General features: G+C 35.9%; 23 protein-coding genes. All 23 read left to right on the top strand.

The features are described 5' to 3' along the window. Positions 1–42: 42 nt before the first annotated feature. Positions 43–444 (top strand): DinB family protein, encoded by a 402-nt coding sequence (locus V6W81_RS07345; RefSeq protein WP_338542350.1) that lies wholly within the window; start codon positions 43–45, stop codon positions 442–444. A gap of 40 nt (positions 445–484) precedes the next feature. Continuing rightward, a complete protein-coding gene (locus V6W81_RS07350) occupies positions 485–1,081 on the top strand; it encodes a hypothetical protein (RefSeq protein WP_338542351.1) in 597 nt (198 codons plus the stop codon). Between the two features lie 34 nt (positions 1,082–1,115). Next, a complete protein-coding gene (locus V6W81_RS07355; protein ID WP_338542353.1) occupies positions 1,116–1,457 on the top strand; it encodes a hypothetical protein in 342 nt (113 codons plus the stop codon). A gap of 47 nt (positions 1,458–1,504) precedes the next feature. Then, entirely contained in the window at positions 1,505–2,233 is a 729-nt protein-coding gene (locus V6W81_RS07360) for a hypothetical protein (protein ID WP_338542355.1), read from the top strand. Between the two features lie 59 nt (positions 2,234–2,292). Continuing rightward, positions 2,293–2,874 (top strand): chloramphenicol phosphotransferase CPT family protein, encoded by a 582-nt coding sequence (locus V6W81_RS07365; RefSeq protein WP_338542357.1) that lies wholly within the window; start codon positions 2,293–2,295, stop codon positions 2,872–2,874. A gap of 141 nt (positions 2,875–3,015) precedes the next feature. After that, positions 3,016–3,309 carry a hypothetical protein gene (locus tag V6W81_RS07370; protein ID WP_338542358.1) on the top strand — a complete coding sequence of 98 codons (294 nt, stop codon included), beginning with the start codon at positions 3,016–3,018 and terminating at the stop codon, positions 3,307–3,309. A gap of 172 nt (positions 3,310–3,481) precedes the next feature. Continuing rightward, entirely contained in the window at positions 3,482–4,180 is a 699-nt protein-coding gene (locus V6W81_RS07375) for a response regulator transcription factor (RefSeq protein ID WP_338542360.1), read from the top strand. A gap of 2 nt (positions 4,181–4,182) precedes the next feature. Beyond that, on the top strand, positions 4,183–5,106 hold the full coding sequence (locus tag V6W81_RS07380; protein WP_338542361.1) for a sensor histidine kinase: 924 nt from the start codon (positions 4,183–4,185) through the stop codon (positions 5,104–5,106). A gap of 96 nt (positions 5,107–5,202) precedes the next feature. Beyond that, positions 5,203–6,126 carry an ABC transporter ATP-binding protein gene (locus tag V6W81_RS07385; RefSeq protein WP_338542363.1) on the top strand — a complete coding sequence of 308 codons (924 nt, stop codon included), beginning with the start codon at positions 5,203–5,205 and terminating at the stop codon, positions 6,124–6,126. After that, positions 6,113–6,856: an ABC transporter permease gene (locus V6W81_RS07390; RefSeq protein ID WP_338542365.1), complete on the top strand. Its 744-nt coding sequence runs from the start codon at positions 6,113–6,115 to the stop codon at positions 6,854–6,856. The genes V6W81_RS07385 and V6W81_RS07390 overlap by 14 nt, the downstream gene beginning before the upstream one ends. A 10-nt stretch (positions 6,857–6,866) precedes the next feature. Next, entirely contained in the window at positions 6,867–7,595 is a 729-nt protein-coding gene (locus V6W81_RS07395) for an ABC transporter permease (protein ID WP_338542367.1), read from the top strand. 307 nt (positions 7,596–7,902) lie between these two features. Then, positions 7,903–8,313, top strand: coding sequence for an NUDIX hydrolase (locus V6W81_RS07400; RefSeq protein ID WP_338542369.1), 411 nt, complete (start codon positions 7,903–7,905; stop codon positions 8,311–8,313). Between the two features lie 90 nt (positions 8,314–8,403). After that, the gene (locus V6W81_RS07405) at positions 8,404–9,132 is read left to right on the top strand and encodes a Type 1 glutamine amidotransferase-like domain-containing protein (protein WP_338542371.1); all 729 of its coding nucleotides are present in this window, start codon (positions 8,404–8,406) and stop codon (positions 9,130–9,132) included. Between the two features lie 187 nt (positions 9,133–9,319). Then, positions 9,320–9,961, top strand: a complete 642-nt coding sequence (locus V6W81_RS07410; protein ID WP_338542373.1) for a hypothetical protein — start codon at positions 9,320–9,322, stop codon at positions 9,959–9,961. A 113-nt stretch (positions 9,962–10,074) separates the two neighbouring features. After that, positions 10,075–10,608: a GNAT family N-acetyltransferase gene (locus tag V6W81_RS07415; RefSeq protein WP_338542375.1), complete on the top strand. Its 534-nt coding sequence runs from the start codon at positions 10,075–10,077 to the stop codon at positions 10,606–10,608. A 9-nt stretch (positions 10,609–10,617) separates the two neighbouring features. Further along, positions 10,618–11,112: an oxidoreductase gene (locus V6W81_RS07420; RefSeq protein WP_338542377.1), complete on the top strand. Its 495-nt coding sequence runs from the start codon at positions 10,618–10,620 to the stop codon at positions 11,110–11,112. Positions 11,113–11,159: 47 nt separating this feature from the next. Continuing rightward, on the top strand, positions 11,160–11,510 hold the full coding sequence (locus tag V6W81_RS07425) for a hypothetical protein (RefSeq protein WP_338542379.1): 351 nt from the start codon (positions 11,160–11,162) through the stop codon (positions 11,508–11,510). Between the two features lie 96 nt (positions 11,511–11,606). Then, positions 11,607–11,837, top strand: a complete 231-nt coding sequence (locus V6W81_RS07430; RefSeq protein ID WP_338542381.1) for a hypothetical protein — start codon at positions 11,607–11,609, stop codon at positions 11,835–11,837. Next, the gene (locus V6W81_RS07435; protein ID WP_338543969.1) at positions 11,837–12,331 is read left to right on the top strand and encodes a TetR/AcrR family transcriptional regulator; all 495 of its coding nucleotides are present in this window, start codon (positions 11,837–11,839) and stop codon (positions 12,329–12,331) included. The genes V6W81_RS07430 and V6W81_RS07435 overlap by 1 nt, the downstream gene beginning before the upstream one ends. A 65-nt stretch (positions 12,332–12,396) precedes the next feature. Further along, positions 12,397–13,116 (top strand): class I SAM-dependent methyltransferase, encoded by a 720-nt coding sequence (locus tag V6W81_RS07440; protein ID WP_338542382.1) that lies wholly within the window; start codon positions 12,397–12,399, stop codon positions 13,114–13,116. A 62-nt stretch (positions 13,117–13,178) separates the two neighbouring features. After that, a complete protein-coding gene (locus tag V6W81_RS07445; RefSeq protein WP_338542383.1) occupies positions 13,179–13,919 on the top strand; it encodes a HEAT repeat domain-containing protein in 741 nt (246 codons plus the stop codon). 378 nt (positions 13,920–14,297) lie between these two features. Then, positions 14,298–14,792 carry a DUF6756 family protein gene (locus V6W81_RS07450; protein WP_338542384.1) on the top strand — a complete coding sequence of 165 codons (495 nt, stop codon included), beginning with the start codon at positions 14,298–14,300 and terminating at the stop codon, positions 14,790–14,792. A 92-nt stretch (positions 14,793–14,884) separates the two neighbouring features. After that, entirely contained in the window at positions 14,885–15,433 is a 549-nt protein-coding gene (locus tag V6W81_RS07455) for an SMI1/KNR4 family protein (protein ID WP_338542385.1), read from the top strand. The last annotated feature ends 28 nt before the right edge of the window (positions 15,434–15,461 follow it).

Consider the following 15,461-nt stretch of genomic DNA (forward strand, 5'->3'; position numbering starts at 1 on the left):
TGTTATAACGATAAGAGTTGGTTTCTTCCTCTTGCGGAGATCTTGGATGATCTAACAGCAGAAGAAGCAGTCATTCAGAATGACAATGAACAAAGCATATGGTCGATAGTGAATCATCTTATTTTTTGGAATGAAAAATGGCTTGAGCGATTTAAGGCTGGAGAATTTAGATTAGATCATAATATTGATAATGATAGGACATTTGCTGTGGCACAAGATCAATTGAATGAGATTGGCTGGACAGAAACATTGAATAGACTTGAGAATGTGTTCGTTAATTGGAAAGTTGTCTTAGAAGAAACAGAAGATTCGAAGCTCACCAAACAACTTCCAGAATATTTCAATGCTCCTTGGTGGGGAGTTGTCTCTAATTTGAGCATTCATAATGCTTATCATGTCGGGCAGATCATGTTGTTAAAGAAGCAAATACGAGTTGAAAAATGAGTTTAGAGAAAGAGCTAACAAAGAAGCAAGGAGTCATGCAATGACTGATGAAGTGTTAACCATTTTCAAAGAAATAAATAATAAAGATAACTTGCCAGGTGTGTGGCTCAGAAGAAATTCAACTCACTACAATTTGGTTTCATACATAAATCACATTATTGGGTTGTATCTTAGTGGAACATTCGAGTTCATTCCAGTATTCATTAATAGGGCTGATAAAGAGCTGAATTTCTTAACTGACAGAGTGGGACACCACCGATATTTTGAAAAGTGTCGGATCTTATTACTTCAGGTTTCGGATCAAATTATAACTAATCTCCAGAACTCTTCACATAAAGAAGTATTACCGTTAATTTATCAAGAAGACAAAGAACGATTTCGTGTATGTCCAGAGAAATTTTGCTTCCACTGGGTTGATGAAGGGAGTATTAAGCTTCCTTTTCAATTTACAGAACTAGAAGAAACATTAAAATTATCCAATAATGCAACACCTTCAAAAACTTCATATTGTGGTTGCGCATTTGGAACGTGTAAAAGACAGGTAGGGGAAGCTGGAAATAAGGATTGGTACGAACCCAATGAACCCTTATTAAGTGCATATAAAGTATCAGATAATCATTTTAGGAATGATTGCTGAAATTACCAAACATATAAAGGAAGGTATAGATTTTATGTGGGAACATCCATCTCATAAAAAAATTCAAAAACTTAAAGAAAAATATAAAGATTTATATCCTCAGGTTGAATCATTAGTCAATGAGTGGGATCCAGTAGGGCTGATTGAAGGTGGAGCGCCAAAAGATGAATACGATTGCATTTCAGTCCAATTAATTGAATTACTAATACAAGGAAAAAGTAGTATTGAAATATATGAGTTTGTGATGCGTGAACTTGAAGATCATTTTGAGTTAGGAATCAAATCAATAGGAGAAGAATTTAAAGAAAAATATATTCAAAAGCAAATTAACTTTAGTGAAGAAATCTCAGCTTGGTATCTAGAAAACAAGCAATAAAACTAAATAATATTCAGTCCAGTCAACCGAGAGAGGGGAAGGTATTCATGGATCAGCAGGAATATGGTCGTTATTTGTTAGCGATGGGCGGAGAAGAATTAGAGATAGAAGAAGATGAGCAGGTGGAAGCAGACCATCTGTACGGTTTTTTTCAGTGGTTTATGCCATCGGGCTCGGGGGTGGAGCGTGTATTTGAACCTATTCCTGGCGGGCAGCGTTTTCTGGACAGAATACGTCCAATTTATGAGATGTTGAATCCAGAAGATTTCACCGGCGAATATGTACCAGGTTATTTCAATGGTGGACATGAAGGTACATCCGAGGAAGCGTTACGAGGACTCGGCCAAGAGCTAATAAAAGGGTTGGAGAGTCTGTTCTCCATCGTGCCGGAAGATGACGAAGCAGCGGACATTGCTAAGGAAGCATTACACGATTTGGCTTGTGTGAAGGCAGTCGTAGTTTTAAAGCAGGGTGAAATTGGAAAGTTAGAGAAAGAAGCGATTCAAGGCACGAATGAAGAACATAGCGAAGCAGTTTACGAAGCACTTGGAGAACTTCTCAGTTCGCGCAGTGACTACAATGAGACGATTGAAATATTGAATGAAGCCTACTACTCTATCGCTTGTGATTATTGGGTAGCATACTACTTGCAATGGCCTCGTTATCAAGGTTTGCAGGACATGGAAGCCTGCCTATATCCATACTTTGAGCTATACCGTTATGGATACAATCTTCATTGGACTCAGAACGTGTTATTCATTGGAAAACGTACGTAGATGTTAAACCAAAATATGCTCAATAATTTGAGCCAATTCATAAGATAAGGGTGATCAATGTGGAACGGGGACTCATTATATTTTTGAACGGAACGTCAAGTTCGGGGAAGACCAGCATTGCGATGGAAATGAAAAATCAGGCTGACATTCCCTTTCATCATCTGTCTGTAGATCAATTTTTCCAAAATTATGATCAGTTTATCGATACTACATATCCAGATATAAAACCAACAAGAGAATTAGATGCAGGTGTGATATCAGATATTCTTTTTGACCCGATTGGCTCATTGTACTATGCAACTATTAAATTATTTTCAGAGCTGGGTTTGAATGTGATTGTGGATACAGTCATCAGTAATGACAAGTGGTTTAATGATTTTTATGATTTGCTTTCGGATTATCCGATCATGTTTGTAGGTGTACATTGCTCCAAAGAAGAACTCACCAGAAGAGAACAGAGTAGGGGAGATCGCGAGATTGGACTCGCCCATTCCCAGTTCGATTATATATACTCCTACGATGAATATGATCTGGAAGTGAATACGGAAGAACTCAGTTCCGCAGCATGTGCGGAGAAAATATTAAGTTATATGAAATCCGGTCAGGAATACCCAGCCTTCAAAAAGTTAAGTAGAAAATAATGATGTAAGCTGCAGAAGCAGCTCCAGTTTTGGTACGTTATTATCGTTTACCTCACATAGTTAGATCATTTAAATCGATGTCTCAATACAATTTGGGGCATCGATTCATTGTATTTTGTCAGAACAAAAGGAGATCACCTCATGGAAACTAACGCTATGCATCCAGAAGATGATATTCATCAAAGGTTACAGGCAATCATTGAAGATACACATTCCATCATTAACGATAAACATAGACAATCCTTTGGCTCCCTGGAATATTTCTTAGAGTACATTCTAGAGTATTGGAAAGAGAAGCAATACATGACAGATGAGTGGCACATCCGCACCCCGCGCTGGCTTGGAGAGTATGGAAATACACAGGAGGAAGAGAAGCTTCTCTCTGACATATATCAACTTCAAGCGTATATTGCTGAAAAGTTAAAGGGTGGATAAGGAGCGTATGATATCGTATTATTTCGGATTCAATGATATTAAATGATAGTTTATTCAGATCAATATTTAAAGCATGTTTATTGGCTAGATGATCGTTGTTGTACGGAAAAGAGCACAAATCAGCTACACTACACTACACTTAGACTGACAGAAAGAAGGGGGAAGAATCCTCATGACCAATAGAATTCTCATCATAGATGATGATATTGAATTGTGCTCATTAGTAAAAAAATGCGTATCGCAAGTAAACCTGGAAACCGATGTGGCATATAACGGACAATCAGGAATGCTACAAGTGATCAATGAAAAAGATACTTATTCGCTAATTATTTTAGATGTGATGTTACCGAAAATGGACGGTTTTCAAGTATTATCTGAAATCAGAAAGTATAGCAATGTACCCGTACTTATGCTGACGGCTAAAGGAAGTGAGCCGGATAAGGTAACAGGTCTTAGCCTTGGGGCAGATGACTATTTAACAAAACCGTTCAGTATCAATGAACTTATCGCTAGAGTACAATCTTTGATTAGAAGATATACCACATTTAATCCTGGAGATTCCGTAAGCATTCTTACCTTTAAAGGAATGGTTGTTGATAAAGAAATAAGAACTGTTCAAGTTGAGGGCAAGCTAATAGATCTAACAGGCAAGGAGTTTGATTTATTAGTATTATTAGCTTCTAATAAGGGGCGTGTGTTTACGAAGAAACAAATCTATACACAAGTTTGGAAAGATGATTATGCTTATGATGATAATAATATTATGTCTTTTATAAGTAAGTTGAGGAAGAAAGTAGAGCCTAATTCAGAACAGCCATTTTATATTTTAACGGTACACGGAGTAGGTTATCGTTTTAATAAGGAGGCTTAATTATGGATTGGACTTATATTCTACTTTTTGTTCTAGCTTTTTGTCTTGTTATTATCATTTATTTGGGAACGAAACTATTAAAGATTTCTGAACAACTCTCAATTATCGAAGATTCATTAGCGGATATTAAAAAAGGAAATTGGAATCGTCGTATTTTAGTAAATGAAAATGATATGACTAAAAGAATTTGTTATTCCATAAATGATATGGCAATGAATAGTCAAAATCAACTCATACAATTAAAGCAATCTGAACAGATTTATAAGCGACTAATGACGAGCTTATCTCATGATGTACGTACACCTTTAACTTCTTTAGTTGGCTATTTAGAAGCAATTCATCAAAAGTTTGTTACAGGCAAAGAAAAAGAAGAATATCTTGAAATCGCTTTAAATAAAGCACATCATTTGAAGGGTTTTGTTGAAGCTTTATTTGATTGGGTCAAACTTGATGCAAAAGAGCAAGTTTTTAAACTTGAACAAAAGGATATAAACGAATTTACTCGTGATATTTTGGTGAATTGGATACCAACCTTCGAGGACAAACATTTTGAATTTAATATTGATATTTCTGATAAAGAATGCTTTATCAGGTTAGATCCAAATGCTTATTTAAGGATTGTGAATAATTTAATTCAGAATGTTATTGAACATAGTGAGGGAACTAGTATTGATCTACAAATAAGCGAAAATGAACAAAGTGTTATAGTTCAGATAAGTGATAATGGAAAAGGGATCTCTCCACATGACCTGCCACACATATTTGACAGACTGTATCAAAGTGATGAATCTCGTTCGACTAACGGAAATGGTTTAGGGCTTGCTATTGCGAGAGAACTTGTTCTTTTGCATAAAGGAACAATCCATACTCAAAATCAATTGTCTGGTGGTACAACATTTATAGTAAATCTTCCGAAAGCTCTTTAATTATTGAGGGCTTTTTTATTATCAAGAAACAAACAAGATTTCAGCAAGGTTTAGGCAAGTTTTGTTTGATAAACTTTAATTAAAGGAGGGGTTCGTATGACAGGATATATCATAGAAACTAAACAACTTACTAAGAATTATAGAGATCAAAAAGCTGTAGATAATGTGAATATGCATGTGAAAAAAGGTCGTATTTACGGTTTGCTCGGTCGTAATGGCGCTGGTAAAACGACAATTATGAAAATGATTTTAGGGTTAACATCTACATCTTCTGGTGAGGTGAACGTATTTGGTAAGAATATTAAAGGTAGAGAAAAGCAGGTATATCCCAGAATTGGAGCGATTATTGAAACACCTGGATTTTATCCAAACTTAACTGGTACAGAAAATTTGAGTATTTTTGCAAAATTGCGTGGTACAGCTGCTCCTAACGCCGTGAAGAACGCATTGGAGGTTGTAGGATTACCGTATAAAGATAAGAAGCTGTTTGCTGAGTACTCCCTCGGCATGAAGCAGCGTCTGGGTATTGCTAACGCTATATTGCATGACCCAGAACTTTTAATTTTGGATGAACCTACAAACGGTCTTGACCCTATAGGTATAGCCGAAGTTAGAGATTTTATTAAGAAGTTGAGCGTTGAACGTGGAAAAACAATTCTTATTTCTAGCCATATTCTTTCGGAGATTTCATTGCTTGCGGATGATATTGGAATTATCGACAACGGTATTCTGTTGGAAGAAAGCAGTATGGATGAACTTAAACGAAAAAATGGCAAGTACATTTTGCTTCAAGTTTCTGATGCTGCTAAAGCTAGCTTGATTTTGGAGCGTCAATTCGATTTGAAAAATTATTCTGTGCAAGACGACCATACGTTGCAAATTTACAATAATTCTCTGGATATGGCTTCTGTTAATAAGGCTCTTATATTGGGAGATGTGTCGGTTATTAGTTCTCAGCTTTGTAATGATACTTTAGAGGACTACTTTAAGAAAATTACGGGAGGAGATGGCATTGCTTAAACTTATTCAAATCGAATTCTTTAAGTTGCGACGTAGAAAATTTTTGTGGATGATGATGTTTTCAGCTCTTATCATGCCATTTCTATCATACTTACTATTTAAATATGCGTGGAGTACAGGGGGCGACCCTGTACAGTTTTATAAATGGTCAGCGTTCGGACTTACACTTTTTATTGTCTTGCCTGTTGTTTTAGGAATACTAAGCAGCATGTTAATGTACAATGAAAATCAATACGATATGCTTAAACAAATTTGGATTGTGCCTGTCAGCAAAATGAGGTATTTCTTTAGTAAATTTTTTGTGGTTTTAATTTATTCTATTTGCTTCATGATCGTTACAGCTTTAGGTTCCGTTATATTTAGTATACTTCTTGACGACCTTGCATTGGATTGGCATAACACTTTGTTTTTGATAAGAAAGTGTTTGGAGATTGGTATTATAACAGCTTTTGCTATGCTGCCGATCCTGGCAATTGCTACCACGCAAAATGGATACATTCTTCCCGTTTCTATAACCTTGGTTTATGCATTTCTGGGGTCTATTATAGTGTCGATAAATATGTACATACATCCTTTATCTAGTATGGCATTGATCGTTGCTCGAAACGGAGATATTCCAGGTCTGAATGATACACAGGTAATTAGTATACCTTTGGCGTTTTTTAGCATTTTTGTCTGGGGGATTGGTTCCGTTCTCCTTGCAAACGTTGCGTTAGCAAGAAGAAAGTGAGGTGTTCATCATGCGAACATTACTTTGGGCAGAATATCAGAAGATTCGGCGTTTAAGTTTTGTTTGGATTGCAATTTTCGCAACAGTTATGGTAGCGGTTATTGTTTTTTTATCCGGATTAACAGATAATGACGGCATCAGGGATATAGATACTGCAGGTTGGTATATGGCTGTAGCTCAACCACTGGGAACATTTTTCGTTCTTCCGGCGGTTATTGCTCTCTTAGGTAGTTACATGATATGTCGCGAAGAACAGGAGAATACAATTGAATCTCTTCGACTTATCCCAGTGAATGAAGCGAAGTTAACCCTTGCAAAAATGATTATAACCCTTATATATAGTATTCTTTTTTACTTATTACTCTTTGCTATAACATTTTTTACTGAAGCAGCTTTACATTTTTCTGATTTATCCATAGGGGTGGTCCTAAATTTTTTGAGAGCTTATTTTTTGGATGGTCTATGCATATTCCTTGCGATCTCACCTATTATTGCTTGGGTATCGTACATGAAAAAGGGATATTGGATTGCGTTAGTGATCACTGAATTTTATTCTTTTATTGGATTATTTGCGAGTACATCAAACACCCTAAAAGCTTTATATCCTATTACAGCTGTATTTACCATTTCTGGCTACTATGAAGCATCGACTAGTCAGGTTATTCTTAGTTGCATTAGCTTAATGTTTTGCGTAGGGCTTTCTGCTGTGATACTTGCTAGCATGAAAAAATACAAATGAAATAAATCATCTATCTGCCAAACCTAAATCGTCAACCATGCTCGAAAAGAGCATGGTTTTTAACTATCTCATCTTATTTGCGAAGCAAAAATATTTGGATCCTCTCAAATATAGATCAATATACTTAAAACAAAGTACCTGGGTATCTGAAAAACAACATTAGAATCCGTTATCAGATTAGAGGAAATCATGTGACTATGAAAGAAGAAAGATAAGGATGTAAAATCCAAAAAACTGCAAGTATGATGATAGATTAAATGATTTTAATTGAAGTAACTATAACCTTTAACAGGAAAGGTGGATTACCTTGTTTTATGTTAATACAAGAGCAATCATTGAAAGACATATTGATGATCATATCGAAATTGTGATTCAGAATAGAGTAAAACCGAATGAGCCATTAACTATTGAACTTCCTGGAGGGCGCATCGAACCCTTTGAATCATTAACACAAGCATTGAGGAGAGAAGTGAAAGAAGAAACGGGGCTAGATTTATCTGAAATTGAAGGAGAGGAATTAAGAATAGTTACTGAAGGAAATCACTTTGAAGTAGAATGTGTTAAACCATTTGTAGCGTACCAAACTATTAAAGGGCCCGTGGATTCTCTAGGTTATTATTTTAGATGTAAAGCAAACGGAGAGTTGCTTGAAACGGGAGATGAAACATCAGGGATTCGATGGATCAAGATAAGAGATTTAAAAGAACTATTGGAATAAAATCCCTTTCAATTTTCAGAAATAGATCGAGCTGGAATACAATATTATATAAACGAAACACTCGTATAGAATTTTGGGAGGTGCGTACCAATGGGGAGAATAGTTGCAATCGGTGGTGGCGAAATGCGGTTTCATGAGACTCTGCCTATAGACAGATATATCGTTGAATTTTCAAATATTGAAAATCCGAAGCTACTATTCATTCCAACAGCAAGTAATGATGCTCAAGGCTACATTGATACTGTTAAGGCTGTATATGGAGAGCAATTGGGTTGTGAAGTTGATACGTTATGTCTTGTCGATCAAGATATCTCTGATGAAGCCATTAAGAACAAGATCCTATCCTCAAATATCATTTATGTAGGTGGCGGAGACAATGTTAAAATGATGGAAATATGGAGAGCTAATAAAGTAGATCAATATCTTAAAGAAGCCTATGCACATAATATAGTATTGTCCGGTTTGAGTGCAGGTTCTATTTGTTGGTTTTTAGAAGGCCATAGTAACAGTAGTATAGAAACCAATCGTGATGGATGGTGGGATAGAGAACAAGTCATAGGACTGGGGCTAATCCCCGCTAATCACTGTCCACATTACAATGAAGATGGTCATGAAACATTTGATGACAATATGTTAGATAAAGAGGTTCCTGGCATTGCTCTTGAGAACAATGTTGCAATTGTAATTGATGGAGATATGTACAAGATAGTAAAGAGCAATACAGAAAGTAAGGCATATGTATTGAAAAAATGTGACGGTAAAATGAACAAGATTGAAATAAACAATTGCGACTTCAAACCATTATCAGAAATTATATAACTTCTCATTAGGAAACTATCGAGAGCGGAAAAAGTAGCAATTCAGCGTAAGAGTGTAAGGAATAAAAAGGATTAGATCACAATTCATAGAATACTACCTTTATACTTGAAGAAAGGTGGTATTAACATGTATTTTCCAATAAAGATTCGTCACCTCTCTCAATTCTAAAAAATTGAGGAGGGTAAATATGAAAGTAAACGATAATTATTTAAAAGAACAATTAAAGCATGTTTATTGGTTAAATGGTGGTTGTTGCGCGGGGAAGACCACCATGACTAGGAAATTTGTGGAGGAATTGAGATTTCAAACTCTTCGGGATGATGTCTTGAAGTATAGATCATTCACTAGCCATGTTGAATACCCTGCGCTTCAATATCCTCATCCTAAATTGGATTGGGACAAATGGTTTAACAGACCGAATGATGAACATTGTGAATGGCTTTTTCAAATTGTCAAAGAAATGATGGAGTTTTTTGTCATCGATTTGTTGAAGATGCCTAATGATCAGCCAATTATAATAGACCTAGGGATCATGCCAGAGGAAATATTGCCGTTTATCCCCAAGGAAAGAATCGTATGCCTCTATACTTCTGATCAAGAGATTGAGAGGCTATATTATTTTAGAGAAGATCATAAAATGATTCTGGATGTTATTAACCGTACGGCTAACCCAGAGGAATCAATAAAGAATGGTAACAAAAACATGGTGAAGTTTTCTCACGATATTAGAGAAGCCTGCATTAAACATGGTATCAAAACAATAGAAAGAACACCTGAATTGAGTGTTGATGAACAATTTAAATTAGTTCGCGGGCACTTTGGAATATGAATTAATAAATTCTATTAATGAACGCCAACAGGCTGCCGAGATTAGGCAGCCTGTTGCATTAACGCAACTTTTATATCAAATTAGTTCGTCCAAAACATGTAGGAGATGATAATTTGCGGATTAGAGAAGCTACGATTCATGACGCTGAAGGAATTGCAAGAGTTCATGTGGATAGTTGGAGAACGACATACAAGGGGATTATTCCAGAGGAATTTTTAAACAATCTATCGTATACACAAAGGACTGAATTATGGATTAACAATATCAAGAAAACAGATAATTTTGTAATACTGGCAGAGAATACAAAAGGAGAAATCATTGGATTTGCAGATTGTTGGAAGAGAGAGACAAATACGGTGCCCAACGCAGGCGATTTGACTTCAATTTACATACTTGAGGAATACCAAGGGAATGGATTAGGGAAGGAATTACTTAAAAGTATATTTAATCGATTCAATTCATTGGGTTACCAGAAAATATTCGTTGATGTTCTAGAGGATAACAAGACACGCTATTTTTATGAGTATTATGGAGCTCACTTATCTAAATCAGTTCAAATAAAAATTGGAGGAAAAGTCCTTAATGAATTAATCTATGAATGGGATAACGTTGACGAAGTATTAGCGAGATTAACTAAAACTAATTAGTGGGAATTTATGAGTTATCAAGTAAATGATATGAGAGAAAACGTAGGAGGAGAAATGAACAAGGTAAATCATTTTGAAACGAAGCTTGCACCTCGTTATGATGACAGTGACCCTGATCAAGAAGGAAATAAAAATGTGGTTTTTGCTGATTGGATCATTGATGGGAAATCCCTCTATCAGATGCTTAAAAAGTACGAATTTGTACCAAGTTTAGGCTGGGGGACAGAAGAGGAACAGCAAGAGTCTATTGATTATTTTCTGCTGAAGCAACTACATCCAGTCTTATATTATAGGTACCCCATATTAGTGTGTCCTTGGTGTAAGGATGAAGATTGCGGTTATGTATCAGTATTGATTGAAAGGGAAGGGGATTTTGTAAGGTGGAGCGATTTTAGATTAGAACCACATAATAGAAAAATTGATCTAGAATCGTTCACTTTCAAGTGGAATGATTATAAGAGAGAGATTATTCGTACATATAGAATGGCAGCGATGAATAGCTAGAGAAGAAGTTTAAAAAGAAGATAGGAAGTGAGAAGAATTTGAATTTAATGCAACTCAAGATTCCAGCAGGTTATGCAGTGACCTATAACAAATTCTACGATGTAGACCCTGTTCTTAGTGCAGATAGTGACTACTTTATTGAGAATTGGGGATTCTTCACAGAAGATTTATTACAGATCGTTAAAATGAAAATCAACAATGGGAAGTGGTTTATTCCTGAAAGAGAAGACACGATACTCTTTGATCTAGGATGGTATCCAGATTCAGATATTAACGGCCATTACCGTCTGGAACTTGTTGATGGGGATTGGAATGAAATTAAAAGCATTTCTTCTAAAGATCGATTTGTAATTAAAGAGCAACTTGAAGAATGGTTGGAAGAACAACTAAGAGTGTAAACAGAAACAACCGAGATCTGAAGATTATTTGAATAAATACGCTCAGAAGACATACAGGGAGGTTACTTCAATAATAACTCCAGGAGGATTCTGCTAATGAGGAAGAGATATTCTATTGAAAAAGCAGAGTGGTCAGAAACAAGAGAAAAGGAGTATGAGCAAGAATGTAGAGATATTGTGTTTAAGTTCGACGATGAGCTTGTTCAGCGGGAGAACGTTATTTATTTAAATAGAAAAGATGGTCAATCTGTAGTAGTAGAGCCTTTGAATCAAAAAACATTTTGGTATGAAACATGGTTGAAGATTAAAGACATCTACAGTACTTGATGATGGAAAAAGAATTTGATCAAATTACGATTCAAGATATTTCGGACAGAGCAGATGTTAGTCGAAGGACCATCTATCTTCACTACATGGACAAATTCGATCTTCTGGATCAGCTCATCAAAGAACATATTGATGACTTAAGAAGGATCTGCAATTCTACAGACGATAACACGGATTATGAGAATATGGGGTTGGTGTGGTTCCAGTACTTCGAGAATCATTCGATGTTCTTTTCTGCATTACTAGCGAGTAAAGGTAGCCCTTTTTTCCGCGATCAGTTCCTTACGTTTTTCATCGAAGAACTAGAGAAAGAAAACGGCATGTCCGAAGGGTGTAACTCTGAATTAACGGAGGGTATGAATGTGGATATTCAGTTCCTGGGGTCAGCGATCGTTGGCGTAGTGGAGTGGTGGTTTAAACAAGGGAAGCCTCCTACTCCTTCCTTTATGGCGCAGCGAGTGGGCGTATTGCTTGAAAGAAATCTGGAGATATAAATGTTGATGTGAAGAAGAATGTTAGATGGAATTCGAGTAGAATAATTCTAAGAGGGAGGATATACATGGAAACATTAAAAAGTAAGCTTGTCCAGTATAAGGCAGGTCATATACTCGAAGTAGGCACAGGAACAGGGAAGTTTATTCCGATGATGTTGAATATATTTAATGGAATTGACCAGATTGTGGGCATTGATATGGATCATGAAGCAATACTCCAAGCAAAGAACACCTACATAGAAAATACTAAAATTGACTTTGTTGCAATGAACGCTGAGCAGTTAAGTTATGAAGATCATACTTTTAATACGGTATGCATATCGAATGCATTACATCATATGCCCCCAGAATCCAAAGTATTAGATGAGATGAAAAGGGTTTTGAAGAGTGATGGGTTATTCCTAATTAACGAATTGTTTTGCGATGGTCAAAATGAAGCACAATTATCTCATGTGATGTATCATCATTTTAGCGCTGGAATTGATCGACGATTAGGGATTTACCATAGTCAGACTTATACAAAACAACAAATTTTAGATCTGATTAGGGATAAAGGAATAAGAGTAGAGATTGTGTATGAATACAATGAATCCAAGGGAAATGTAAGAGCTGAGCAAGATATTGTTTTAGTCACAGAGGCATGTCGAAAACATATAGAGAGAACTAAGAATTTATCGGACTACATTGAATTCAAAAGACGTGGGGAAGAAATTATTGAACGGCTTAATAACATAGGTATTCAACGACCTACACAACTCATGGTATTAGGAAAAGTCGAAGCATAAATTTATTGGAGGACGATTTAAGTGAAATTGAGAAAAATCAAAATTTACAAAGGAGAGGTAATATGTTTATAGACCTTTTTAATAGACTTAGTATCACATTACCTATTGTACTCATTGAGGAGTTAGAAGCTCACTATAAGAAACAGAAGGATCAGGAGTACTTGTTAAGATTAATGGAATTTGACGAAGTCATTGAAATGGCCGAATTATTGTCTGAAATGAAGGTGTATCAAGACATTATTCCTTTATGGACAGATGATCATTCGAACTACATAGGTTTACAGGTTCAGGGTGCTTGCAAATACAGAATTAGTTATATCGATCATGAAGAAACAGATGTATCTCCAGGTTTTAGAAGTGTACGTTCTTTTATATCGAAACTCGAACAACATCCTAGTTATGATTGGGACGAGTTGGAGAAAGATTATCCCTCAGATATAGAAATTAGTGATGCTGAGATGGAGGAAGACTTACGTTGTATTGAAGCGTTAAACAAGCTGATAAATTCTAACCCACTAATAGATGACGATATCCGTTGTCAGTATATTTTTTCAGTTATGGCGTTAACACCGAAAAGGAATCTTGACTCATTAATACCATATTTGGATGATGAAGATATGTATGTTCAAGAGAGAGCGTGTGAGATTCTTGGTTTTCATAGATACATTCCAGCTAGAGATAAGTTAATAGAGGTTTCGACAAACGGAATGCATAATGGGAAACTCGCAGCGAAAAGAGCGTTAGCAAGAATAAGAGAAGAGAACCAAGGAGCATTCTACTGGAGCCAAGATATAAAGAAATAAGAGAATATAACGGACTAATACTAAATGATAAAGGAATTCATCGATGAAATTGTACTTATTTATTATTCAAAGCTTCTATGTGTTGACCTTAATGCCTTGGTTCATCATTTGGGGATTATCTTTCATGGCATTTGATAGTGGAGTTTCAATGTGGGGAGTAGCACTTGTAACGATCGTTACGTTGTATCCTTTGGCTGTTGTCATTAGTTCGGTTCTATCTTGGTTATTAAAGAAAAAGGTAAAGACGTTAGGCCTTATTCTAATCAGTTCATTTCCACTTCTGTGGGTGATTTCATTTGCAGTTTTGATATTAGGAAATTGAATGAAGAATAAAACTAGGAGTAGAGAGCTCCAATCAAAGAGACAAGGAGATTAGAAATGGAGTCTTTATCCGTTCGATTGGAGATTGAAGAACTCATTAAAAAGTGTTCAATCAACAGGCAGGAACTGTTTGAAGTCCGAAAAGATCAGTGGAAATCCATTTTAGATCATATCGAAAAGCACTTTCTAAAGAAGATTCATTATACTCAAGACTTGCATTGGGGATGGAATAGACTTCAAGAACCGTATTACGCATTGAGGTTTATCGAGCAACCTTATAAATCCATTAAAGAGATTATTAAAGATGAATTTATATGGTTTATTGCTGAAGACCACAACGATAAAATGTGGGTTTATGAAGGGGAAAAGAATATTATTTTCGATAAAATAATTCCTGAACTTTACCATTTGGACGAATACTTTCTGGTATCGAAGAAATATGAATGGCTCGTATGTGAAGATCATCATGAGATTGTACATTTCTCAGGGGAAGGCATCATTAATCAAGCGAAGAAGTTTGAATTAGAGAACGAGAGCAAGATAATTAAGTAAATGCTCAGTTAGAAAGGAAAGTTACGGACTTCATATTACATAATTTTCACGCTGTGACTCCTTACGGGTCTTATTGAAAGGGTGGATGGAAGTTGATACAGGGAGAATTAATCTATAAAACAATAGACTCGCTTAAGAAAAGATTGGAAAATAACAACCTGCTAGAATTACAGCTTCAAGAGGGTTATTTAACTCAAGCTACCTGTACGTTTAATGAGCCGGCAGATGAAAGTGATTTAATCGAATTCCAAAGGAAATTAGGGTTTGAACTTCCGAATGATTATATTAACTTTTTGAAGATAAGTAATGGTTGCTCGTTATTTGACCATCCGCAACACGGAGGAGAGGCGTATTTATATAAGTGGCAGGATATCCAAGAAGCAACGTATGAGAGTTCAAACGAGGGGTACCTGAAGATCGCCTATATCTACCAAGATAATATCGTAATTGATCTGAAAAAATACAGCGAAGGCTCAAATAATTACTTAATGGTTAAGGGGTACATAGACAATTTTGATGAGTCGAGACCCTTTAATATGAACTTCGAGTTGTGGTTTGATCGATTTATTATCAGTCAGGGAGATAAATTTTGGGACTGGTCAGTGTATACGGCAGAAAATTTCTATAAATTAAAAGGATAAAGTACGCTTAGGCGATACTTTGTATGAG

The sequence above is a fragment of the Paenibacillus tundrae genome (assembly GCF_036884255.1).
Lineage (GTDB): Bacteria > Bacillota > Bacilli > Paenibacillales > Paenibacillaceae > Paenibacillus.

Bases quoted from the DNA above. Each gene is read 5' to 3' on its own strand.
- V6W81_RS07385 (WP_338542363.1), top strand. From the start codon at position 5,203: ATGACAGGATATATCATAGAAACTAAACAACTTACTAAGAATTATAGA.
- V6W81_RS07440 (WP_338542382.1), top strand. From the start codon at position 12,397: ATGGAAACATTAAAAAGTAAGCTTGTCCAGTATAAGGCAGGTCATATA.
- V6W81_RS07410 (WP_338542373.1), top strand. From the start codon at position 9,320: ATGAAAGTAAACGATAATTATTTAAAAGAACAATTAAAGCATGTTTAT.
- V6W81_RS07445 (WP_338542383.1), top strand. From the start codon at position 13,179: ATGTTTATAGACCTTTTTAATAGACTTAGTATCACATTACCTATTGTA.
- V6W81_RS07375 (WP_338542360.1), top strand. From the start codon at position 3,482: ATGACCAATAGAATTCTCATCATAGATGATGATATTGAATTGTGCTCA.
- V6W81_RS07380 (WP_338542361.1), top strand. From the start codon at position 4,183: ATGGATTGGACTTATATTCTACTTTTTGTTCTAGCTTTTTGTCTTGTT.
- V6W81_RS07435 (WP_338543969.1), top strand. From the start codon at position 11,837: ATGATGGAAAAAGAATTTGATCAAATTACGATTCAAGATATTTCGGAC.
- V6W81_RS07370 (WP_338542358.1), top strand. From the start codon at position 3,016: ATGGAAACTAACGCTATGCATCCAGAAGATGATATTCATCAAAGGTTA.
- V6W81_RS07425 (WP_338542379.1), top strand. From the start codon at position 11,160: ATGCAACTCAAGATTCCAGCAGGTTATGCAGTGACCTATAACAAATTC.
- V6W81_RS07430 (WP_338542381.1), top strand. From the start codon at position 11,607: ATGAGGAAGAGATATTCTATTGAAAAAGCAGAGTGGTCAGAAACAAGA.
- V6W81_RS07450 (WP_338542384.1), top strand. From the start codon at position 14,298: ATGGAGTCTTTATCCGTTCGATTGGAGATTGAAGAACTCATTAAAAAG.
- V6W81_RS07405 (WP_338542371.1), top strand. From the start codon at position 8,404: ATGGGGAGAATAGTTGCAATCGGTGGTGGCGAAATGCGGTTTCATGAG.
- V6W81_RS07355 (WP_338542353.1), top strand. From the start codon at position 1,116: ATGTGGGAACATCCATCTCATAAAAAAATTCAAAAACTTAAAGAAAAA.
- V6W81_RS07360 (WP_338542355.1), top strand. From the start codon at position 1,505: ATGGATCAGCAGGAATATGGTCGTTATTTGTTAGCGATGGGCGGAGAA.
- V6W81_RS07420 (WP_338542377.1), top strand. From the start codon at position 10,618: ATGAGTTATCAAGTAAATGATATGAGAGAAAACGTAGGAGGAGAAATG.
- V6W81_RS07350 (WP_338542351.1), top strand. From the start codon at position 485: ATGACTGATGAAGTGTTAACCATTTTCAAAGAAATAAATAATAAAGAT.
- V6W81_RS07390 (WP_338542365.1), top strand. From the start codon at position 6,113: ATGGCATTGCTTAAACTTATTCAAATCGAATTCTTTAAGTTGCGACGT.
- V6W81_RS07395 (WP_338542367.1), top strand. From the start codon at position 6,867: ATGCGAACATTACTTTGGGCAGAATATCAGAAGATTCGGCGTTTAAGT.